We start from the raw sequence: 20,360 nt of genomic DNA on the forward strand, positions 1-20,360 counted from the left end.
CCAGGAGCCCGTACGGACGTACGGCTCCGCAGACCGGAGAAACCGATGGTTACCACGACACCACCCGCCATAGAGAAGAACAGGAGCAGGCGCGCCAAGAGCGCGGCCCGCCCCGGAGACCGCATCTTCAGCGGCCTCTCCAAGGGCTCCGGCATCACCCTGCTCGTCATCATGGCCGCGATCGCGGTCTTCCTGACCTACCGCACCGTCCTCGCCGTCTCGAAGGACGAGGCCAACTTCTTCACCACCTTCGAGTGGAACCCGGCCGGCACCCCGCCGGTCTTCGGCATCGCCGTCCTGGCCTTCGGCACGGTCGTCTCCTCGATCATCGCCATGGTCATCGCCGTGCCGGTCGCGATCGGCATCGCGCTCTTCATCTCGCACTACGCGCCGCGCAAGCTGGCCAAGCCGCTCGCGTACGTCGTCGACCTGCTCGCCGCCGTGCCCAGCATCATCTACGGCCTCTGGGGCGCGATCTTCCTCGTCCCGTACCTGGACGGCCTCAACCAGTGGCTCGACGAGTACCTGGGCTGGACGTACATCTTCGACAAGTCCGCCGACGGCGTCGCCCGCAACCTCTTCACCGTGGGCATCCTGCTGGCGATCATGATCCTCCCGATCATCACCAACGTGACCCGCGAGGTCTTCCTCCAGGCCCCGAAGATGCACGAGGAGGCCGCGCTCGCCCTCGGCGCCACGCGCTGGGAGGTCATCCGCATGGCGGTGCTGCCCTTCGGCCGCTCCGGCATCATCTCCGCCTCCATGCTGGGCCTCGGCCGCGCGCTCGGCGAGACCATGGCCGTCGCCGTGGTCCTCTCGCCCAGCTTCCTGCTCTCGGGCCACCTGCTCGACCCGGGCGGCGGCACCTTCGCCCAGAACATCGCCGCGAAGTTCAACGAGGCCAACGAGTTCGGCCGGGACGCGCTGATCGCCTCCGGTCTCGTCCTCTTCGTCATCACCCTGCTGGTCAACGGCGCCGCGCGCATGATCATCGCCCGCCGCAAGGAGTACTCGGGGGCCAACGCATGAGCCACGCCGTCCAGGAACGCCCGGTCGCGTTCGCCAAGCCCCGCGGTCCGCTCTCCCACGCCCGCCTCCCGCGCTGGACCCCGCTCGCCGTCGCGGCCGGCTCCATCGCCGCCGGCGTCGGCATCGGCCTCGCCGCCGGCTGGCACAGCAAGGTGCAGTGGGGCCTGATCTCCGCGCTCCTCTTCGTCCTGGTCACCTTCGCCGTCACCACCAAGGTGGAGGGCTCCCGCCAGGCCAAGGACCGCGTCGCCACCAGCCTCGTCTGGGTCTGCTTCGTCCTCGCCGTGATCCCGCTGGTCTCGCTGGCCTGGGTCACGATCAGCAAGGGCCTGGAAGTGCTCGACGTGTACTTCCTCACCCACTCGATGAACGGCGTCCTCGACGCCGAGGCCGGCGGCGGCGTCTACCACGCCCTCCTCGGCACCCTGGAGCAGGTCGGCATCGCGACCCTGATCGCCGCCCCGATCGGTCTGCTCACCGCGGTCTACCTCGTCGAGTACGGCGGCGGGAAGCTCGCCCAGGCCGTCACCTTCTTCGTCGACGTCATGACGGGCATCCCGTCGATCGTCGCCGGCCTCTTCATCCTGTCCACCTGGACCCTGATGCTGGGCTTCGGCCCCTCCGGGTTCGCCGGTGCGATGGCCCTCGCCATCCTGATGATGCCGGTCGTCGTCCGCTCCACCGAGGAGATGCTCAAGCTCGTCCCGAACGAGCTCCGCGAGGCCAGCCTCGCCCTCGGTGTCCCGAAGTGGCGCACGATCCTGAAGGTGGTCCTCCCGACCGCGATCGGCGGCATCACCACGGGCGTCATGCTCGCGGTCGCCCGCATCACCGGTGAGACGGCCCCCGTCCTGCTCCTCGTGTTCGGTACGAAGCTCATCAACCCGAACCCCTTCGAAGGCGCCCAGTCCTCGCTGCCGCTCTACGTGTACGAGCAGTACGCGGTCGGCACCGACGCCGCCGTGGCCCGCGCCTGGGCCGCCGCGCTCGTCCTGATCGCCTTCGTCATGATCCTCAACCTGGTGGCCCGCGGCATCGCCCGCTGGAAGGCCCCGAAGACCGGCCGCTGAGCCGAACGGAAGTGAACTAGTTATGGCCAAGCGAATCGACGTCAGCGGCCTCTCCGCCTACTACGGCGCCCACAAGGCGATCGACGACATCTCCATGACCGTCGAGCCCCGCTCCGTGACGGCCTTCATCGGCCCCTCCGGCTGCGGCAAGTCCACCTTCCTGCGCACCCTGAACCGCATGCACGAGGTCACCCCCGGCGGCCGCGTCGAGGGCAAGGTGATGCTGGACGACGAGAACCTGTACGGCTCCGGTGTCGACCCGGTCGCGGTCCGCCGCACCGTCGGCATGGTGTTCCAGCGCCCCAACCCCTTCCCCACCATGTCGATCTTCGACAACGTGGCGGCGGGCCTGCGGCTGAACGGCTCGTACAAGAAGTCCGAGCTGGCCGACATCGTGGAGCGCTCGCTCAAGGGCGCGAACCTGTGGAACGAGGTCAAGGACCGCCTCAACAAGCCGGGCTCCGGCCTCTCCGGCGGTCAGCAGCAGCGCCTGTGCATCGCCCGCGCCATCGCGGTCGAGCCCGACGTCCTGCTGATGGACGAGCCCTGCTCGGCCCTCGACCCGATCTCGACCCTCGCGATCGAGGACCTGATCGGCGAGCTGAAGGAGCGCTTCACGATCGTCATCGTGACGCACAACATGCAGCAGGCCGCCCGCGTCTCGGACCGCACCGCCTTCTTCAACCTCGCGGCCGTCGGCCAGCCCGGCAAGCTCATCGAGCTGGACGACACCGAGCGCATCTTCTCCAACCCGAGCGTCCAGGCGACCGAGGACTACATCTCCGGCCGCTTCGGATAACCAGAGCGTCCCGCCCGTGCGCCCCGCGCGCACGGGCCGGGCAACCGCGTCTGCGGTGCTGCATGGCGGTGCCACCGCTAGACGAAAGGGCCCGGCTCCCCCAGGGGAGCCGGGCCCGACCATTTCGTCCGCGTCCGTCAGCCGAAGAACAGCTGCACCACGTAGAAGCTCAGTGCCGCCACGATCGCCGCCGCCGGCATCGTGATGAACCAGCCGAGGATGATGTTCTTGGCGACGCCCCAGCGGACCGCGTTGACGCGCTTCGTCGCGCCGACGCCCATGATCGCGGAGGTGATGACGTGCGTCGTCGAGATCGGCGCGTGGAACAGGAACGCCGAGCCGAACATGATCGACGCGCCGGTCGTCTCCGCCGCGAAGCCCTGCGGCGGGTCCAGCTCGATGATCTTGCGGCCCAGGGTCCGCATGATGCGCCAGCCGCCCGCGTACGTACCGAGCGAGAGCATCACGGCGCAGGCGATCTTCACCCAGATCGGGATCTCGTCGCCCTGCTGCTGCACATCCGCGATGACCAGCGCCATCACCACGATGCCCATCGTCTTCTGGGCGTCCTGGAGACCGTGGCCGAGCGCCATGCCGGCCGCCGACACCGTCTGTGCGATGCGGAAGCCGCGCTTGGCCTTGTGCGGGTTGGCCCGGCGGAACATCCACATGATCGCGCACATGACCAGGTAACCGGCGAGGAGACCGACGACCGGCGAGATGAACATCGGGATGACGACCTTGTCGAGGACGCCGCCCCAGATGACCTCGGTGCCGCCGGCGAGCGCCGCGCCCACCATGCCGCCGAAGAGCGCGTGCGAGGAGGAGGACGGCAGACCGAAGTACCAGGTGATCAGGTTCCAGATGATCGCGCCGACCAGCGCGGCGAAGAGGATGCCCATCCCCTTGTCGCCGTGCGGCGTCTCGATCAGGCCCTCACTGACCGTCTTGGCGACCCCGCTGCCCATGAAGGCGCCGGCGAGGTTCATGACCGCCGCCATCGCCAGCGCGGCGCGCGGGGTCAGCGCCCGCGTCGACACCGAGGTGGCGATCGCGTTGGCCGAGTCGTGGAAGCCGTTCGTATACGTGAAGCCGAGCGCGACACCGATGGTCACGATCAGGGCGAAGGTGTCCACGAAGCCTCAGGACTCCTTGACCGCGATGGTCTCCACCGTGTTCGCCACGTGCTCGAAGGCGTCGGCCGCCTCTTCCAGCACATCCACGACCTGCTTCAGCTTCAGCACCTCGATGGCGTCGTACTTGCCGTTGAAGAGGTGGGCGAGCAGCTTGCGGTGGATCTGGTCGGCCTGGTTCTCCAGCCGGTTGACCTCGATCCAGTACTCGGTGAGGTTGTCCATCGTGCGCAGGTTCGGCATCGCCTCGGCGGTCAGCTCCGCCGCCCGGGCCAGGACCTCGATCTGCTGCTCGACGCCCTTGGGCAGTTCCTCGATGTTGTAGAGGACGACCAGGTCGACGGCCTCCTCCATGAAGTCCATGATGTCGTCGAGGGACGACGCGAGGGAGTAGATGTCCTCACGGTCGAACGGCGTGATGAAGGAGGAGTTCAGCTGGTGGAAGATCGCGTGGGTGGCGTCGTCGCCGGCGTGCTCCGCTGCCCGCATCCGCTCCGCGATCTCGGCCCGGGCGGAAGGTTCCGCTCCGAGCAGTTCCATCAGGAGCTTCGAGCCCGTGACGATGTTGTCCGCGGAAGCGGCGAACATGTCGTAGAAGCTCGTCTCCCTGGGGGTCAGGCGAAATCGCACGTGAGGTCCTCGGGGTGCTGGGTTTCGGTCAGGCTGATGCTAGGCGCATCATCCGGCCACGGCTAACCGGCGTCCTCTCAGTGTCGCCCATCAGGCACAGTGATCTGCACGAGACCCCCGCCCCCCAAACGGCGGGGATCGGTACCATATACCCACGAGGGGTATACACCCCCTTATCTGGACAACGGGAGGACGCGATGACGACCACCGAGGCGGACCAGGTCACCCCCCAGGCCGTCGAATCCGTCGAGCCGGCCGACCACGCCCACGGGGTGCACGGCTACCACAAGCAGAAGGACGAACACCTCAAGCGGCTGCGGCGGATCGAGGGCCAGATCCGAGGTCTCCAGCGGATGGTCGACGAGGACGTCTACTGCATCGACATACTCACCCAGGTCTCGGCCTCCACGAAGGCGCTGCAGTCCTTCGCCCTCCAGCTCCTGGAGGAGCACCTGCGGCACTGCGTGGCCGACGCGGCGAGCAGCGGCGGCGACCTGGACGCCAAGGTCGCGGAGGCCACCAAGGCGATCGGCCGGATGCTGCGCACCTGAGCCGGCGGGCTACCGGCCCGCCGGTTCGACCCGGAGGACCTCGTCGATGAGGTCGGCGCTGAGCCGCTCCCCGTCCGCCGCCGAGGCGGCGATGATCAGCTCGCCGCACAGCTCTATCTCGGCGAGGGCGACGCGGTCGGGGTCAGCGGTCGCGGTCGCGGTACCGGGCGGAGCCACGCGCATTCACCTCTTCCTGCCGGAGTCGGTGTCCCAGCGTAGGGATCGGGCCACGGACCGCGCATGACACGGACGGACCATTTGGCGATGGTCCGAACCACGCGCCGGTCCGGCCGGCGTCAGACCTCGACCTTCCCGGCGTAGATGTCCCGCCCGTCCGGCAGGCTCACGGTGACCCGCGTCCCGAAGCCGTACAGCAGGGTCGTCGAGGCGACGGCGACCGTGCGCCCCTGGTTGCTGAAGCTGAACTGGTGGCGGACCTTGCGCAGCCGGCCGGCGCCGTCGAGGTACGCGTCGAAGGGCACGGCGTCGGTGGTGAACCCTTTCGCCGCCGCGGCGAGCGCGCCCCGCAGCTGCGGCGCGGCCAGCTTCGCCGCCGCGCCGATGTCGGCGACGCCCCGGTAGTGCCGCACCCGCACCCCCGCGAGCTCGGTCTCCCCCACGTACGTCACGTCCCGCGCCCCGCGCAGCAACTCGGCCGCCGCCCCGGGGTCGGTGGCGCCGCCGGTGACCAGGTTGCCGTCGTCGAGGGTGGTGGTGTCGACCCGCACCCACTTGTCGGCGGGGACGCCGGCGCCGCGGTTCTTCATGTACAGGGCGCCGGGGGTGAACAGCTCGGTGATGGGCCGGTGCGCGCTGGTGCCGGCCGCGTCCTTGGGCAGGACCACCTGGAGCCGGCCGGTGCGGGTGCGGAAGTCGTAGCCGCCCTCGCCGCGGATGGTGACGCGGGTGCCGCCGGCGGCCATCTCCATCGCGGTCGACGCCTTGGAGGTGCCGGCGCGGACCAGGGCGTCGGCGGCGCCGCGCACGGCGCCGGCCGGGTCCGGCGGCTGCTCGGGATCCCGGGGGGCGGCACATCCGGTGACCGCCGCGGCGACCAGGGACGCGGTGACGGCGAGCGCCCCGCCGCCGATCCCGCGCGGACGCCCGTACCGCTGCACCACCATCGCCCGTCGACCCCCAAAAGCCTGGATTCCCGATGCGGATAACGACGGCACGGGCGAGCCGTCACGCGCAGTACGGTGGGGGGCGTGCATGAGCAGTCCGCGACCGGCCCGCATCACACGACGACGACGGAGCGCGGTTCCTTCGCCGTGGCCCGCTGTACCTGCGGATGGGCGGGCCCGGCCCGCCGCTCCCGCGACCGCGCCCGCACCGACGCCGCCGAGCACGTGTGCGCGAAAGACGACCGCGAGGCACGGCCCTAGGCCGCGAGGCCCTTCTCGTCGCGGCCGTCGTCGGCGGGGCCGCCGAGGCGGGGTTCGGGGATGCCGACCGTCTCGGCGCGGACCGCGGCGGGCGTGTCGGCCCGGCGGGAGCGCACCAGCCTCGCGCCGCGGCGCGAGCGCGCGACGGCGGAGACCAGCGGGGTGAGCAGCGCGAGGGTCAGCGGGGCGAGGAGCAGCGCCACGGCCGTACCGAGGGCGAGGCCGCCGACGACGTCGGTCGGGTAGTGGACGCCCATGTAGACGCGGGCGAAGCCCTCGGCGAGGGCGAGGCCGATGGCGGCGAGGCCGAAGCGGCGGTGGGCGACGAAGAGGGCGACGGCGATCGCCATCGCCATGGTCGCGTGGTCGCTGACGAAGGAGTAGTCGGTCTTCCCCTCGACCAGCACCTCCAGGCCGTCGTGGTCGACGAAGGGGCGGGGACGTTCGACGAAGCCGCGGATGGGGATGTTGACCAGCAGGGCGACGCCGGCCGCGAGCGGGGCCCAGACGAGGGCGGCGACGGCGGTGACGGAGTCCGCGAGGGTGCCGCGGCGGCGGACGCTCCACCAGCACCAGAGCACCACGAGGACCATCGCGAGCATGATCCCGTACTCGCCGGTGAACTCCATGACCCGGTCGAACCACGCGGGGGCGTCCTTGGCCAGCCCGTTGATGTCGTACAGCAGGCCGACATCGGGACTGGAACCGTCCGATGCGAGTTCAGCCATCTGCCGCGGCCCCTTGCTCTCTCGTGTGCCGGGCTCTGTCGCGTGCCGGGCTGCCAACCCCCGTGGTCGGACATGAGGGGGAACGAACCCGCTGAGGCAGGCGTTCCGCAGTCCCCCGTGGATCATGATGACGTTACCGAAGAGTGACGCTTCCTCGCAGCTCAGGGCCTGTGCCTGACGGAGAGTTCCGGACAGGGGGTCCGTACGCGTCGCTCCGCCGGCCCGTCGGCCCGTCGGCCCGTCAGATCACGCCTGTGTCCCGGGAGGTCGGGTGGGCAGGGCGGCGGCCCCGTCCTTCGTGACCCGGGTCGCGCCGAAGTAGTCGGGCGTGTCGATCCGGTCGAAGCGGATCACCGCCCCGGTCCGCGGCGCGTCGATCATGTAGCCGCCGCCCACGTAGATGCCGACGTGCCGGATCGCCCGCGAGTTCGTCAGGTCGTCGGAGAAGAAGACCAGGTCGCCGGGGAGCAGCTCGTCCCGGCTCGGGTGCGGCCCCGCGTTGTACTGGTCGTTGGCCACCCGGGGCAGTTCGATCCCCACCTCCCGGTACGCGGCCTGGGTCAGGCCCGAGCAGTCGAACCGCCCGCCCTGCGCCGCCGTGCCGGTGCCGCCCCACAGGTAGGGGGTGCCGAGCTTGCCCTGCGCGTAGTGGATCGCGCCCGCCGCCTGCTGCGAGGGCGCCACCCGGCCCTGCGGGCGGGCGAAGCTCTTCGCCAGGGACCGGATGATCCGCACGTAGTTCTGCGTCTCGCGGTAGGGCGGGACGCCCCGGTTCTCGATGACCGCGTAGGGGCCGGCGTTGTACGCCGCCAGCATGTTGCTCGCCGGATCGCCCGGCACGCCCCGCACGTCCTTCGCCAGCGCGCAGTCGTACGAGGCGGCCGAGGGGATCGCGTCCTGCGGGTCCCAGATGTCCTTGTCGCCGTCCCCGTCGCCGTCGACGCCGTGGCTGGCCCAGGTGCCGGGGATGAACTGCGCGATGCCCCGGGCGTTCGCCGGCGACACCGCGCGCGGGTTCCAGCCGCTCTCCTGGTACAGCTGCGCCGCGAGGAGCGCCGGGTTGATCTCCGGGCACAGGTTGCCCCAGCGCTGCACGAGCCCCTGGTACGCCGCCGGCACCGCGCCCTTGGCCAACGCCACCGTGCCGGTCGCCGCCGTACCCGCGCCGCCGAGGAAGCCGGCCGCCGCCGCGTACGTACCGACCAGCAGCAGGGCCAGGAACCCGGCGCAGACGCCGAACGCCCCGCCGGCCAGCAGCCACGCCTTGCCCGCCCTACGCACCGTCAACCACCCCTCGGCTCCTGGCAGTACGCCCCGGGACGCAAGTCTAGGCGGGGCGGCCTCCCCTGGGGACGGCGCGTGCCCGACGCGGCCCCAAGAGTGCAACAACGACAATCATTGCCCGGAGTCACCCTCCGTGATACACAGAGTGACCATACGCTTCTTCGCATGGAATCCGGTCGCACCGCCGCAGGTCAAGACGGTCGAACCGGTCACATGTACGGGGATCGGGTAAAGAGAGCCGCCAAGCCGTCACACGCGAGCGGTTTCATCAGCGAAGATAGTGGCGATGACCCATGCCGTCCGGCAGGGGTGACCAACGACCCGACAGGGGCGGTGAGTTATATGTACCTGGCGGCCGAGAAGGGCGACATCACCACCATCATCGGTGGAATCGCCCCGAACTGGGGTCCTTTCGGGAGCCTGGGCGCCGAAGCGAAGATCATGATCGAGGTCGTGATGGCCGTGGCCATCCTGCTCTGCCTCGGCATCGCCATCTGGGGCGCGGCCAAGCAGCGCATCGGCGCGACCGCGCTCCGCGACACCTTCAGCGCCGAACAGGGCAAGGGCCTGATCGTCGCCGGCCTCACCGGCGTCTTCATCATCGGCTCCCTCGGAACCCTCTTCACCATCGTCTACGGAATGGCGATCTGACCGCACGTCATCTGCGGTCCCACCCACGAAAGAACGAGGGGGCGTACCCGGCATGAGTCCCGGCGACGAGCACGACGGCTACGGCGGCTCGGGCCAGACCCGTACCCGCCTGCCCGAGGGCAACACCGGTGACGTCCACGGCGGCACCCGCCGCCCCGCCCGCGGCTCACGCTCCCTGCTCATGGCCGTGGGCGTGGTCGTGCTGCTCGTCGCCGCCATCGCCTTCGCCAACCGCGGCGGCGACGGACCGGAGGGCGCGACCCCCTCCACCGGCACCCCCGGCAAGGCCGCCACCGCCCCCACCGGCACCCGCCCGGTCACCGGCCACGACGGCACCGTCCCCACCGGCTACGCCCACGACGAACAAGGCGCCCAGAGCGCCGCCGCCAACTACGCGACGGCCCTGGGCTCCACGGACATGTACCAGAAGGGCCCCCGCGAGGCCCTGGTACGGGCGGTGTACGCCCCGGAGGTCGTCGACGCCCGCGTCGCCGACCTCGACAAGGGGTACGGCGACAAGGCACTCCTCGGCCGCATCGGCCTCCAGGAGGACGGCACGGCCCCCCAGGGGCTCACCTTCGTCGCCCGGACCATCCCCGTGGGGACCAAGGTGGAGTCGTACTCGGGTGACCGGGCGACGGTGTCCGTCTGGCACTCGTACCTGTTCGGCCTCGCCGGCGAGGAGTCGAGGAACCCGGTCTCCGAAGCCTGGTACACCAAGACGTACGAGCTCCTCTGGACCGGCGGCGACTGGAAGATCACCGACGTCCGCCAGAAGGACGGCCCGGTCCCGGTCGGCCGCGACCAGCGGGCCTCCTCGGCCCAGGACATGGCGGACGCCGTCGAACAGTTCGGAGGCTTCACCTATGCCCGGTAGGCCCGCCGCCCTCCTCACCCGCGCCGCCGCCGTCCTGGGCTCCGCCCAGGTCGCCGTCGTCCTCCTCGCGGGCCGCGCCGTCGCCGCCCCCACCCCGACGCCCGGCGCCACCCCGTCGGGCGGCACCCCGTCGGGCGCCGCCACTCCCACACCGGGAGCGAGCAACAACCCCTGCGAACTGCTCAGCGACACCGCCCGGGACTACTGCGAAGGGCAGGGCACCGGCGGCACCGGCGGCGGAGGCTCCTCCTCCGGCACGGTCAACGACCCCGCCTCAGCCCTCGACCCCCTCTCCTCCCTCGCGCGCGGATGCGCCGACGCCGCCGTCGCCATCGTCGACTACCTCTCCAAGGCCGTGAAGGAGACCGCCGAGGTCGACTTCACGAACACCGAGTTCCTCGCCCGGTACGCCGTCGTCTTCGCCGCCGCCACCTTCCTCACCCTCCTCCTCTGGCTGCTCGCCGTCGCCAAGCGCGCCATGCGCGGCGTGCCGCTCACCACCGCCTTCTCCGAGGCCATCGGCTTCCTCTGGCTGACCGTCCTCGCCTCCGCCTTCACCCCGCTGATCCTCTACACCGTCGTCAACGCCACCGACGCCGTCACCGAGGTCATCGCCTCCGGCACCGGCCAGCAGACCGACGTCTTCTTCGGCGCGTTCAAGCAGGCCCTCCAGAAGGGCGACAGCATCAGCGGCGGACCGATCATGCTGATCATCGTCAGCCTGGTCACCGTCCTCGCCGCCGGCGTGCTCTACCTGGAGCTCTTCCTCCGCGCCGTGCTCCTCTACGTCGGCGCCCTCCTCGGCGTCGTCGTCTACTCCGGCCTCGTCGACAAGAACATGTGGGGCCACGTCCGCCGCTGGGCCGGCATCATGATCGCCGTCATCCTGGTCAAGCCGATCATCGTGATCGTCCTCGGCCTCGCCGGCGCCCTCTCCTCCGGCACCGGACCCGACTCCTTCTCCGCCGTCGTCTCCGGCCTCGCGATCATCCTGCTCGCCATCTTCGCCTCCGCGATGATCTACCGCTTCGTGCCCGGCTTCGGCGACGAGATCGTCGCCTCCCGCAACAACCGCCTCCACCGCGCCGGGGAGAACGCGGCCGCGGCCGTCATCTCCTCCCCCGCCTCCCTCGTCTCCCAGGGCATCAAGACCCACAGCACCCGCGACAGCGGCTCCGGCGGCGGCCAGGCCCCCTCCTCCGCCACCCCCCGCCCCGCGAACCAGCTGTCCGGCGGCGTCGCCGCCCACAGCAGCCGCACCCCCCAGGGCAGCGGCGCCACGCCCCCGCCCCGCAGCAGCAGCCCCACCGCGGGAACCCCGCACAGCAACCGCAAGAACTCTGGAGGTGCAGGGCGTTGACGACCCAGTCCCATCCGGTCACGCCCCGCCGCACGTATCTCATCGGCCGCGCCCGGCCGAACGCGATCGTCGGCAAGAACCGCGAGACCGGCGAGATCGCCCTGATCGTCGTCGGCGCCTTCCTCGGCATGATGAGCGGGCTCCTCGTCCCCCTCCTCCCCCTGCGGATCGCGCTCCTCGCCGGCCTGCCCATGCTCGCCATCGCCGCCGTGTACCTCCCGTACAAGCAGCGCACGTTCTACAAGTGGTTCGAGATCAACCGCAGCTACAAGCGGATGCTCAAGCGCGGCACCGCCTACCGCTCCACCGCCGTCGAGGCCGGCACCCGCCTCGACGGCCGCGAGGTCGAGGTCGGCCCGCCCCCCGGCATCGGCCGCGTCAGCTGGCTCTCCGCCCCCTTCGGCCCCGACGAGATCGCCGTCCTGCTGCACGCCGACCGCCGCACCGTCACCGCCGCCATCGAGATCGAGGGCCCCGGCGTCGGCCTGCGCGACTCCGAGGACCAGGAGGCCCTCGTCGACCGGTTCGGCACCCTCCTCAAGCACGTCGCCAACGGCGACGGCTTCGTCACCCGCCTCCAGATGCTGGCCCGCACCCTCCCCGCCGACCCCGACGCCCACGCCAAGGACGTCGCCCAGCGCGGCGACCCGACCGCGCCCGGCTGGCTCCAGGAGTCGTACGACCAGCTCCAGTCCATGGTCTCCACCTCCAGCGAGCAGCACCGCGCCTACCTCGTCGCCTGCATGCACTACACGCGCGACCTCGCCGCCGAGGCCAACGCCATGGCCCACGCCGCCAAGCACGCCTCCGGCGCCCGCCGCCTCGACCGCGACGGCGGCCTCGCCGTCGTCATGGCCCGCGAGCTCACCGACATCTGCGCCCGCCTCACCGAGGCCGACATCCGGGTCCGCCAGCCCCTCGGCCAGTCCCGGCTCGCCTCCCTGGTCCACTCCATGTACGACCCGGACCACCCGATCGACCACATCCAGGCCATGACGAAACGAAACGCTTGGCCCGCCGAACTCGACGCCATGGAGGCCACCTACCTCCAGGCCAAGACCCGCGAGTCCTCCACCCGCGCCCCCTGGTGCCACGCCACCGCCTGGGTCAAGGAGTGGCCGATGACCCCGGTCGGCGTGAACTTCCTCGCCCCGCTCCTCGTCCACACCCCCGACGTCATCCGCACCGTCGCCGTCACCATGGACCTGGAGCCCACCGAGGTCGCGATCGAGCGCATGCTCACCGAGAAGACCAACGACGAGGCCGAGGCGTCCCGCCAGGCCAAGATGAACCGCACCGTCGACCCGCGCGACATCGCCGCCCACGGCCGGCTCGACCAGCGGGGTGAAGATCTCGCCAGCGGCGCGGCAGGCGTCAACCTCGTCGGGTACATCACCGTATCGGCGCGCTCGCCCGAGGCCCTGGCCCGCGACAAGCGCACGATCAGGGCCTCCGCCGGCAAGTCGTACCTCAAGCTGGAGTGGTGCGACCGCGAGCACCACCGGGCCTTTGTGAACACCCTGCCGTTCGCGACCGGCATCCGCCGCTAGGGCCGAAGGGGCACCGACCGATGCGAGATCCGCTGTCCGTCCTCACCGAAGCCTTCACCTCCTTCGTCCTCGGCAAGGTGGAGACCACCCGCCTGCCCGTGCGCACCTCCACCGGGCAGGCCCAGGCCGTCTACCTGCCGACCGCCGCCCCCGGCCTCGGCGACTCCGGCGTGATCATCGGCCGCGAGGTCTACAGCGGCAAGGGCTACGTCTACGACCCCTTCCAGCTGTACGGGCAGCAGCTCCCCGCCCCCCACTGGCTCGTCCTCGGCGAGTCCGGCAACGGCAAGTCCGCGCTGGAGAAGACGTACGTGCTCCGCCAGCTCCGCTTCCGCGACCGGCAGGTCGTCGTCCTCGACGCCCAGGGCGAGGACGGCGTCGGCGAGTGGAACCTCATCGCCCAGGAGCTGGGGATAACCCCCATCCGCCTGGACCCCATGGTCGCCAACGACTCCGGGATCCGCCTCAACCCGCTCGACCCCGCCATCACCACCACCGGCCAGCTCGCCCTGCTGCGCACCATCATCGAGGTGGCGATGGGCCACGGCCTCGACGAGCGCTCCGGCTTCGCGCTGAAGGTCGCCCACGCCCACGTCAACGAGCACATCACCGACCGCCAGCCGATCCTCACCGACATCGTCGAACGCCTCCGCCACCCGGAGGCCGAGTCGGCGGAGGCGATGAACGTCGACATAGACGACGTACGGGCCTGGGGCCTGGACGTCGCCCTGGTGCTCGACCGGCTGGTCGACGGCGACCTGCGCGGCATGTTCGACGGCCCGACCACGGTCGGCATCGACCTCGACGCGCCCCTGATCGTCTTCGACCTCTCCCACATCGACCGCAACTCCATCGCCATGCCCATCCTCATGGCGATCGTCGGCGTGTGGCTGGAACACACCTGGATCCGCCCCGACCGGAAGAAGCGCATCTTCCTCGTCGAGGAGGCCTGGCACATCATCAACAGCCCCTTCGTGGCCCAGCTGTTCCAGCGCCTGCTCAAGTTCGGCCGCCGCCTCGGCCTGTCCTTCGTCGCCGTCGTCCACCACCTCTCCGACGTCGTCGACGGAGCGGCCGCCAAGGAGGCCGCGGCGATCCTCAAGATGGCCTCGACCCGGACCGTCTACGCCCAGAAGGCCGACGAGGCCCGCAACACCGGCCGGGTCCTCGGCCTGCCCCGCTGGGCCGTCGAGATCATCCCGACCCTGACCCCCGGCATCGCCGTCTGGGACGTCAACGGCAACGTGCAGGTGGTCAAACACCTCATCACCGAACGGGAACGCCCGCTCGTCTACACCGACCGCGCCATGACCGAGTCCTCCGGCCCCGCCGACCCGGACCTGGAGTGGGAGACCGAGCAGCGCGCGCTGATGATGGAACGTCAGCTGGACGACAATCCCCGGTCGACGGTGGCGTGACGTGACCGAGGCACGGCAGAGGCAGGGCGGCGGCGTCTCCGACGGGTTCCTGATCGGGCTGTTCGCCCTGATCCTCGGCGCCTCCCTGCTCGTCTGGTCCGCGACCGGCCTGGCGGGGCTGCTCGCGCACGGCGCCTGGCCCGACGGGGTGGCGCTCACCCGCACCCCGCCGGCCCTGCGCGCCCTGGTCACCGCCCCGACCGACCTGCCGGCGGCCTGGCCGGACACCCCGCCGGGCCAGCTCTCCGGCTACGGGCTCTTCTGGGGCCTGGTCATCGGCCAGGCGATGATCCTCGCCGTCCTCGCGGTCTTCCTCCTCGGCACCTTCGCCCGCTGGCGGGCGGTCCGCGCGCAGCGCAGGGCGGGGGCGTACGCGCCGACGGCCGACCCGGCCCCGGTGCCCGCACCCGCGCAGGAGCCCGCGCCCGCCCCCGTACCCCCTCGGAAGACGACGCCCGCGACCCCCGAGCCGCACATCCCGCCGCAGACGGCGCAGCCTCCGGTGCCCGCACCGGCGCCCGTACCAGCACCGGCAACAGAACCCGGCACCGTCTACGGCCCGCCGGAGACCCGCCGCCCCCTCGCCGTCCAGGCCGTCCACGACGCCGAGGGACCGGTCCTGGTCGTCACCTCCGACCCCACCGTCTGGGCCGACACCAAGGACGTCCGCGGCAAGCTCGGCCCGGTCCTCGTCTACGACCCCGGCCACCTCTGCGACACCCCGGCCCGCCTCCACTGGTCCCCGGCCGAGGGGTGCGCCGACCCGGACACCGCCCAGGCCCGCGCCGCCGCGCTGCTCGCCCCGGTCCGCCCGCACGCACGGCTCGACGCGGCCACGGCCGGCACCGCGGAAACGCTCCTGCGCTGCTGGCTGCACGCCGCCGCCGTCGACGGCCGCCCGTTCCGCCAGGTCCACCGCTGGGCCCAGGGCGCCGACGCCCACGAGCCGGTACGGATCCTCCGCGGCCACCCCAAGGCCGCCTCCGGCCTCGCCGGCCTGCTCGAAGCGGCGCTCACCGCCCACCCCGAGACCCGGCGCCTGGCCCAGGAACTGACGGCCCGTGCGTTCTCCGCCTTCTCCTCGGTCCACATCCGCGAGGCGTGCACCCCGAATCGAACGGATTCGCTGGCCCTGGCATCTTTCCTCGCCGAAGGGGGCACCCTCTACGTGGTGGGCGAGCCGATCGAGGATCCGCGCACCCACCCGGGCGCGATGCCCCTCCTCACCGCGCTCGCGTCGCACGTGGTCGAGCACGGCCGCCGCATGGCCGCACGGTCATCCGACGGTCGGCTCGACCCACCACTGACGCTGGTCCTCGACGACGTCGCCGCCGTCGCCCCGCTCCCCGACCTGCCGGCCCTCCTCGCCGACGGCCCGGCCCGCGGCCTCCCCACCCTGGCCCTGATGCGCTCCCCCGAACAGGCCCGCACCCGCTGGCCCGAGCGCTCGCTCCACTAGGACCGGGCGGGCAGCAGCTCGTACTCGTCCTCGTACGCGCCCGTGTCGCCGGGCACCGGGACCCGCTCGCCGGACGGGACGAAGCCGAAGCGGCGGTAGAAGGCGGCGGCCCGGGCGTTCTCCTCGTGCACGTACAGCCGGACGCGCTCGATCCCCGCCACGGTCCACGACCACTCCACGGCCGCCCGGAACAGCGCGTCGATCACGCCGCTGCCGCGCGCCTCGGGCCGCACGTAGACGCCCACCAGATGGGTCTGGTCGACCTTCGCAGGATCCCCGAACCGCACCTCGTCCGTGGGCCGTTCGACGAGCACCGTCACCGAACCCAGCCAGCGCCCCTCGGGCGTCTCGGCGACGAACTGCCGCACCCGCCCCGCGCCGGTCGTCGAACCGTTCTCCGTCCGCTCCTTCCAGAAGTCGTCCGGACGCGCGACGGCGTCCTCGTGGGTCTCCAGGAAGGCGAGGTGCGCGACGGGGTCGAGCAGCGCGGCGAGCCGCAGCTCGCGCACCTGCTCCCACTCGTCGGCCAGGACGGTACGGATCTCGAAGTTCATGCGGCATCCTCACCCGCCGCCGCCCCCGTCCACAAGGGAGATTCGCAGCTCAGGGTCGTGCGTGGTACCCCGGTACGACACCGCCCGGCCCGCTGCCGACCACGGTCGGACGCCCCCGGCCCACCCGCTCCGTAGCGTCGGAGCCATGATCCGAGCAGAGCGACTCACCAAGCGGTACGGCGACCGCACCGTCGTCCGGGACCTCTCGTTCACCGTCCGCCCCGGCACCGTCACCGGCTTCCTCGGCCCCAACGGCGCCGGGAAGTCCACCACTTTGCGCATGATCCTCGGCCTCGACGCCCCGACCCGGGGCACCGCGACCGTCGACGGCCGCGCGTACGCCGCCCACCCGGCGCCGCTCACCCAGGTCGGCGCCCTCCTCGACGCCCGCTCCTTCCACCCGGGCCGCACCGCCTTCCACCACCTGATGGCCCTCGCCCACACCCACGGCATCCCGCGGACCCGCGTCGAGCACGTCCTCGGCGTCACCGGCCTCACCGAGGTCGCCGGCCGCCGCGTGAAGGGCTTCTCCCTCGGCATGGGCCAGCGCCTCGGCATCGCCGCCGCCCTCCTCGGCGACCCCGCCGCCGTCGTCCTCGACGAGCCCGTCAACGGCCTCGACCCGGAGGGCGTCCGCTGGGTCCGCACCCTCCTGCGGGAGCTCGCCGCCGAGGGCCGTACGGTCCTCGTCTCCTCGCACCTGATGAGCGAGATGGCCCTGACCGCCGACCGGCTCGTCGTCATCGGCAAGGGCCGGCTCCTCGCCGACACCACCGTCGCCGACCTCGTGCGCGACGCGGGCGCCGCCTCCGTCCTCGTCGTCTCCCCCGACGCGGACCGCCTCCGCACCCTCCTCCCGGCCCCCGCCCGCACCACCGACGAGGGCCCCGGCACCCTCCGGGTCACCGGCCTGGACGCGCCCGCGATCGGCCGGATCGCCGCCGCCCACGCCGTCGAACTCCACGCCCTCACCCCCGAGACCGCCTCCCTGGAGCAGGCGTTCATGGACCTCACCCACGACTCCGTCGAATACCAGGGAGCCCCCGCGTGACCACCACCACCGCCGTCCGCCTCACGCACGCGCGCGTGCTCCGCTCCGAGTGGCACAAGCTGTGGACGCTCCGCTCGACCTGGATCACGGTCCTGGCCTCGGTCCTGCTCGTCCTCGGCGTCGGCGTCCTGATGGGCACCACGTACACCTCCGACGGCGGCGACTCGGACGTCGACACCGTCGTCCTCACCCTCTTCGGCTCGCAGCTGGGCGGTGTCTGCCTCGCCGTCCTCGGCATCCTGGTCACCGCCGGCGAGTACTCCTCCGGCCTGGCCCGGGCCACCTTCACGGCCGTCCCCCGGCGGCTGCCGGTGCTGTGGGCCAAGGCCGCGGTCCTCGGCGCCACGGTCTTCGTCCTCTGCCTGCTGACGAACGTGACGACCTTCCTCACCGCCCAGGTCTTCCTCGGCGACACCGACCAGGCCGCCGCCCTCACCGACGACGGCGTCCTCGGGGCCCTCGCCGGCAACGCGGCCGGCCTCACCCTCCTCTCGCTCCTCGCCCTCGGCCTGGGCGCCGCGCTCCGCTCGGTGCCCGGCGCGCTCGGCGCCTTCATCGGCGGCGTCCTGGTCCTCCCCGAGGTCATCGGGATGCTCCCGTACGACGCCGTCGACACCGCCCTGCGCTACTTCCCCACCCAGGCCGCCGGCGTCCTCGGCTCGGCGACCCCGCTCCCGGACGCCCCCTCCGCCGGAGCCGCCCTGCTCGCCCTCGCCCTGTGGGCCGCGGCGGCGCTCGCGGCCCCCGCGCTGGTGCTCCGCCGCCGGGACGTACGGGGCTGAGGACGGAGCCGATGACGGGGATGATGACGAGGTGACGACGGAGACGACGGCACCCAGCCGGTGGACGCAGCAGCTCATCACCCGCGTCCGGGCGGCGGACGCCGCCCGCCCCTGGCTCTGGGACACCGTCCTGACGCTGGGCTGGACGACCGCCGCCCTGGTGGACGCGGCGGGCGGCTGGCGGAACGTGGCCCGGGACCCCTCGCTCCCCTCCGGCCTGATCGTCCTGCTCAGCCTGGCCCTCTCCCTCCCCCTGTACGCGCGCCGCCGCCGGCCCACCACGGTCCTCGCCGTGATGGCGCCGGCGGCCCTCGTCAGCGAGGCGTCGGGCGCCTTCCTCCAGGCCGCGTTCCTCCAGGCCCTGCCGCTCTTCCACATCGCCCTGACCCGCCCGCCGCGCCGCCTGCCGTGGGCCTTCGCCCTCCTGGCGCCCCCGGTGCTCCTCGGCGGCCTCCGCTTCGACGGCGACGCGTGGGACCAGCACGTGGTGCCGATCCTGTGGGCGTACGCGATCGTCGCCCTGCTCGGCATCACGGTCCGCTCCCGCCGCGACCACACCGCGAGCCTGGTGGACCGGGCCCGCCGGCTGGAGATCGAGCGGGACCAGGAGGTCCGGCTGGCCGCGGCGGCCGAACGGGCCCGGATCGCCCGGGAGATGCACGACATCATCGGCCACAACCTCTCGGTCATCACGGGCCTCGCGGACGGCGGCCGGTACGCGGCGGCGAAGAGCCCCGAGCGGGCCGCGCAGGCCCTGGACGCGATCGGCACCACGAGCCGCCAGGCCCTGGACGAACTCCGCCGCCTCCTGGGCGTCCTGTCCGCCCCCGACGACACCCCGGCCGCCGCCCGCAGCCCCCAACCGACCCTGGACGACCTGGAGTCCCTCCTGGAGGGCGTACGGAAGGCGGGCCTGCCGGTCGCCTCGGAGCTGCCCGCACCGCTCCCGCCGCTGCCGCCGGGCGCCCAGCTGACGGTCTACCGGGTGGTCCAGGAGTCCCTGACGAACACCCTCAAACACGCGGGCCCGGGAGCGAGGGCCACCGTCCGGGTGGCGGCCGGCCCTGACGCCGTCCTGGTCACCGTCACCGACACGGGCACCCCGTCCACCACCCCGGGGCAGGGCCAGGGCCTCACCGGAATGCGCGAGCGCGCGGCGCTGTACGACGGCACACTCGACTGCGGCCCCCTGCCGGACGGCACCGGCTGGCAGGTACGGCTCCGCATCCCCACCACTCCGGAGGAACACCGCCCGTGACGACGGTTCTGATCGCCGACGACCAGCCGATGCAGCGCTTCGGCTTCCGCATGCTCCTGGAGAGCCAGGACGACATGACGGTCGTCGGAGAGGCCGCCAACGGCACCGAGGCCGTCCGCCAGGTCGCCGCCCACCATCCGGACGTGGTCCTGATGGACATCCGCATGCCGGGCCTGGACGGCATCGAGGCCACCCGCCGCATCATCGCGGCGGGCGCCCGCACCCGCGTCCTCATCATCACCACGTTCGACCTCGACGAGTACGCCTACGACGGCCTCCGCGCCGGCGCGAGCGGCTTCCTGGTGAAGGACGCCCAGCCGGAGGAACTCCTCGCCGGCGTCCGCGCGGTCGCCGCCGGAGACGCGGTCGTCGCCCCGAGCCTCACCCGCCGACTCCTGGACACCTACATCCACCACCTGCCCGCCTCCGGCACCCCCACCGCGGAGGACCCCCGTCTGTCCGCGCTGACGGACCGCGAACGCGAGATCCTCACGGTCATCGGCCAGGGCTGGACCAACACGGAGATCGCCGCACGCCTGCACCTCGCGGAGTCCACGGTGAAGACCCACGTGGGGCGCATCCTGGCCAAGACAGGGACAAGGGACCGCGTCCAGGCCGTCATCCTGGCGTACGACACCCACCTGGTGAAGCCGGCCTAGAAACGGGCCCGGGTTACGGGCCTGGAGGAATGGCTCGGAACGCAGAAAAGCCCCGCACCAGAAGGTGCGGGGCTTTCCCACAATGATTGTTCGGCGGCGTCCTACTCTCCCACAGGGTCCCCCCTGCAGTAC

At 72.0% G+C, this 20,360-nt stretch carries 22 protein-coding genes; 15 read left to right on the forward strand and 7 right to left on the reverse strand.

The features are described from left to right. Positions 1-45 precede the first annotated feature (45 nt). Genes pstC through pstB form a run of 3 tightly spaced genes read left to right on the forward strand, consistent with a single transcriptional unit; the run spans position 46 to position 2,898 of the window. Positions 46-1,029, forward strand: a complete 984-nt coding sequence (gene pstC, locus ACFW1I_RS19590) for a phosphate ABC transporter permease subunit PstC (RefSeq protein ID WP_384671420.1) — start codon at positions 46-48, stop codon at positions 1,027-1,029. After that, positions 1,026-2,099, forward strand: coding sequence for a phosphate ABC transporter permease PstA (pstA, locus tag ACFW1I_RS19595; RefSeq protein ID WP_384671422.1), 1,074 nt, complete (start codon positions 1,026-1,028; stop codon positions 2,097-2,099). The genes pstC and pstA overlap by 4 nt, the downstream gene beginning before the upstream one ends. A gap of 22 nt (positions 2,100-2,121) precedes the next feature. Then, positions 2,122-2,898 (forward strand): phosphate ABC transporter ATP-binding protein PstB, encoded by a 777-nt coding sequence (pstB, locus tag ACFW1I_RS19600; protein WP_360607851.1) that lies wholly within the window; start codon positions 2,122-2,124, stop codon positions 2,896-2,898. 137 nt (positions 2,899-3,035) lie between these two features. Here the strand turns inward: pstB and ACFW1I_RS19605 are convergent, their stop codons facing one another. Further along, positions 3,036-4,034, reverse strand: coding sequence for an anion permease (locus ACFW1I_RS19605; protein WP_384671424.1), 999 nt, complete (start codon positions 4,032-4,034; stop codon positions 3,036-3,038). A gap of 6 nt (positions 4,035-4,040) precedes the next feature. Then, positions 4,041-4,661, reverse strand: a complete 621-nt coding sequence (locus ACFW1I_RS19610; RefSeq protein ID WP_030495503.1) for a DUF47 domain-containing protein — start codon at positions 4,659-4,661, stop codon at positions 4,041-4,043. 197 nt (positions 4,662-4,858) lie between these two features. On the opposite strand from ACFW1I_RS19610, the gene ACFW1I_RS19615 reads away from it, so the two are divergent. After that, positions 4,859-5,212, forward strand: coding sequence for a metal-sensitive transcriptional regulator (locus tag ACFW1I_RS19615; RefSeq protein WP_384671428.1), 354 nt, complete (start codon positions 4,859-4,861; stop codon positions 5,210-5,212). 9 nt (positions 5,213-5,221) lie between these two features. Here the strand turns inward: ACFW1I_RS19615 and ACFW1I_RS19620 are convergent, their stop codons facing one another. After that, positions 5,222-5,389: a hypothetical protein gene (locus tag ACFW1I_RS19620; RefSeq protein WP_319008913.1), complete on the reverse strand. Its 168-nt coding sequence runs from the start codon at positions 5,387-5,389 to the stop codon at positions 5,222-5,224. A gap of 119 nt (positions 5,390-5,508) precedes the next feature. Continuing rightward, positions 5,509-6,336 carry a hypothetical protein gene (locus ACFW1I_RS19625; RefSeq protein ID WP_384671430.1) on the reverse strand — a complete coding sequence of 276 codons (828 nt, stop codon included), beginning with the start codon at positions 6,334-6,336 and terminating at the stop codon, positions 5,509-5,511. A gap of 84 nt (positions 6,337-6,420) precedes the next feature. Here ACFW1I_RS19625 and ACFW1I_RS19630 point away from each other — a divergent pair, with 84 nt between their 5' ends. Next, positions 6,421-6,597, forward strand: a complete 177-nt coding sequence (locus ACFW1I_RS19630; RefSeq protein ID WP_384671433.1) for a hypothetical protein — start codon at positions 6,421-6,423, stop codon at positions 6,595-6,597. On the opposite strand, the gene ACFW1I_RS19635 is transcribed toward ACFW1I_RS19630, so the two are convergent. Next, a complete protein-coding gene (locus ACFW1I_RS19635) occupies positions 6,594-7,325 on the reverse strand; it encodes a phosphatase PAP2 family protein (protein WP_384671435.1) in 732 nt (243 codons plus the stop codon). The two genes, ACFW1I_RS19630 and ACFW1I_RS19635, sit on opposite strands and share 4 nt — an antisense overlap. Positions 7,326-7,571: 246 nt before the next feature. Next, on the reverse strand, positions 7,572-8,612 hold the full coding sequence (locus ACFW1I_RS19640; protein ID WP_384671437.1) for an NlpC/P60 family protein: 1,041 nt from the start codon (positions 8,610-8,612) through the stop codon (positions 7,572-7,574). A gap of 339 nt (positions 8,613-8,951) precedes the next feature. Here ACFW1I_RS19640 and ACFW1I_RS19645 point away from each other — a divergent pair, with 339 nt between their 5' ends. The 6 genes from ACFW1I_RS19645 to ACFW1I_RS19670 are packed head-to-tail and all read left to right on the forward strand — an operon-like array spanning position 8,952 to position 15,924. Further along, positions 8,952-9,260, forward strand: coding sequence for a hypothetical protein (locus tag ACFW1I_RS19645; protein WP_030495498.1), 309 nt, complete (start codon positions 8,952-8,954; stop codon positions 9,258-9,260). A 52-nt stretch (positions 9,261-9,312) separates the two neighbouring features. Further along, entirely contained in the window at positions 9,313-10,137 is an 825-nt protein-coding gene (locus ACFW1I_RS19650) for a hypothetical protein (RefSeq protein ID WP_384671439.1), read from the forward strand. Further along, positions 10,127-11,497: a hypothetical protein gene (locus ACFW1I_RS19655; RefSeq protein ID WP_384671441.1), complete on the forward strand. Its 1,371-nt coding sequence runs from the start codon at positions 10,127-10,129 to the stop codon at positions 11,495-11,497. Before ACFW1I_RS19650 ends, ACFW1I_RS19655 begins: the two co-directional genes overlap by 11 nt. Further along, entirely contained in the window at positions 11,494-13,047 is a 1,554-nt protein-coding gene (locus ACFW1I_RS19660; RefSeq protein WP_384671443.1) for an SCO6880 family protein, read from the forward strand. The genes ACFW1I_RS19655 and ACFW1I_RS19660 overlap by 4 nt, the downstream gene beginning before the upstream one ends. Before the next feature lie 20 nt (positions 13,048-13,067). After that, entirely contained in the window at positions 13,068-14,465 is a 1,398-nt protein-coding gene (locus tag ACFW1I_RS19665) for an ATP-binding protein (RefSeq protein WP_384671445.1), read from the forward strand. 1 nt (position 14,466) lies between these two features. Next, entirely contained in the window at positions 14,467-15,924 is a 1,458-nt protein-coding gene (locus tag ACFW1I_RS19670) for a type IV secretory system conjugative DNA transfer family protein (RefSeq protein ID WP_384671447.1), read from the forward strand. Here the strand turns inward: ACFW1I_RS19670 and ACFW1I_RS19675 are convergent. Next, on the reverse strand, positions 15,921-16,478 hold the full coding sequence (locus tag ACFW1I_RS19675; protein WP_384671449.1) for a GNAT family N-acetyltransferase: 558 nt from the start codon (positions 16,476-16,478) through the stop codon (positions 15,921-15,923). The genes ACFW1I_RS19670 and ACFW1I_RS19675 overlap by 4 nt on opposite strands. Positions 16,479-16,623: 145 nt before the next feature. Between ACFW1I_RS19675 and ACFW1I_RS19680 the strand changes: the two genes are divergently transcribed. The 4 genes from ACFW1I_RS19680 to ACFW1I_RS19695 are packed head-to-tail and all read left to right on the forward strand — an operon-like array spanning position 16,624 to position 20,228. Further along, positions 16,624-17,529 carry an ABC transporter ATP-binding protein gene (locus ACFW1I_RS19680; RefSeq protein ID WP_384671451.1) on the forward strand — a complete coding sequence of 302 codons (906 nt, stop codon included), beginning with the start codon at positions 16,624-16,626 and terminating at the stop codon, positions 17,527-17,529. Next, positions 17,526-18,311, forward strand: a complete 786-nt coding sequence (locus tag ACFW1I_RS19685; protein WP_384671453.1) for an ABC transporter permease — start codon at positions 17,526-17,528, stop codon at positions 18,309-18,311. The genes ACFW1I_RS19680 and ACFW1I_RS19685 overlap by 4 nt, the downstream gene beginning before the upstream one ends. 31 nt (positions 18,312-18,342) lie before the next feature. Beyond that, positions 18,343-19,569, forward strand: coding sequence for a sensor histidine kinase (locus ACFW1I_RS19690; RefSeq protein ID WP_384671455.1), 1,227 nt, complete (start codon positions 18,343-18,345; stop codon positions 19,567-19,569). Next, positions 19,566-20,228, forward strand: coding sequence for a response regulator (locus ACFW1I_RS19695; protein ID WP_384671458.1), 663 nt, complete (start codon positions 19,566-19,568; stop codon positions 20,226-20,228). Before ACFW1I_RS19690 ends, ACFW1I_RS19695 begins: the two co-directional genes overlap by 4 nt. The last annotated feature ends 132 nt before the right edge of the window (positions 20,229-20,360 follow it).

The sequence above is a fragment of the Streptomyces sp. NPDC058955 genome (assembly GCF_042741435.1).
In the GTDB taxonomy this organism is placed as follows: Bacteria; Actinomycetota; Actinomycetes; order Streptomycetales; family Streptomycetaceae; genus Streptomyces.

Excerpts from the sequence above, each read along its gene's own strand:
- pstC (WP_384671420.1), top strand. The coding sequence starts at position 46 with ATGGTTACCACGACACCACCCGCCATAGAGAAGAACAGGAGCAGGCGC.
- pstA (WP_384671422.1), top strand. The coding sequence starts at position 1,026 with ATGAGCCACGCCGTCCAGGAACGCCCGGTCGCGTTCGCCAAGCCCCGC.
- pstB (WP_360607851.1), top strand. The coding sequence starts at position 2,122 with ATGGCCAAGCGAATCGACGTCAGCGGCCTCTCCGCCTACTACGGCGCC.
- ACFW1I_RS19615 (WP_384671428.1), top strand. The coding sequence starts at position 4,859 with ATGACGACCACCGAGGCGGACCAGGTCACCCCCCAGGCCGTCGAATCC.
- ACFW1I_RS19625 (WP_384671430.1), bottom strand. The coding sequence starts at position 6,336 with ATGGTGGTGCAGCGGTACGGGCGTCCGCGCGGGATCGGCGGCGGGGCG.
- ACFW1I_RS19635 (WP_384671435.1), bottom strand. The coding sequence starts at position 7,325 with ATGGCTGAACTCGCATCGGACGGTTCCAGTCCCGATGTCGGCCTGCTG.
- ACFW1I_RS19645 (WP_030495498.1), top strand. The coding sequence starts at position 8,952 with ATGTACCTGGCGGCCGAGAAGGGCGACATCACCACCATCATCGGTGGA.
- ACFW1I_RS19650 (WP_384671439.1), top strand. The coding sequence starts at position 9,313 with ATGAGTCCCGGCGACGAGCACGACGGCTACGGCGGCTCGGGCCAGACC.
- ACFW1I_RS19655 (WP_384671441.1), top strand. The coding sequence starts at position 10,127 with ATGCCCGGTAGGCCCGCCGCCCTCCTCACCCGCGCCGCCGCCGTCCTG.
- ACFW1I_RS19665 (WP_384671445.1), top strand. The coding sequence starts at position 13,068 with ATGCGAGATCCGCTGTCCGTCCTCACCGAAGCCTTCACCTCCTTCGTC.
- ACFW1I_RS19675 (WP_384671449.1), bottom strand. The coding sequence starts at position 16,478 with ATGAACTTCGAGATCCGTACCGTCCTGGCCGACGAGTGGGAGCAGGTG.
- ACFW1I_RS19680 (WP_384671451.1), top strand. The coding sequence starts at position 16,624 with ATGATCCGAGCAGAGCGACTCACCAAGCGGTACGGCGACCGCACCGTC.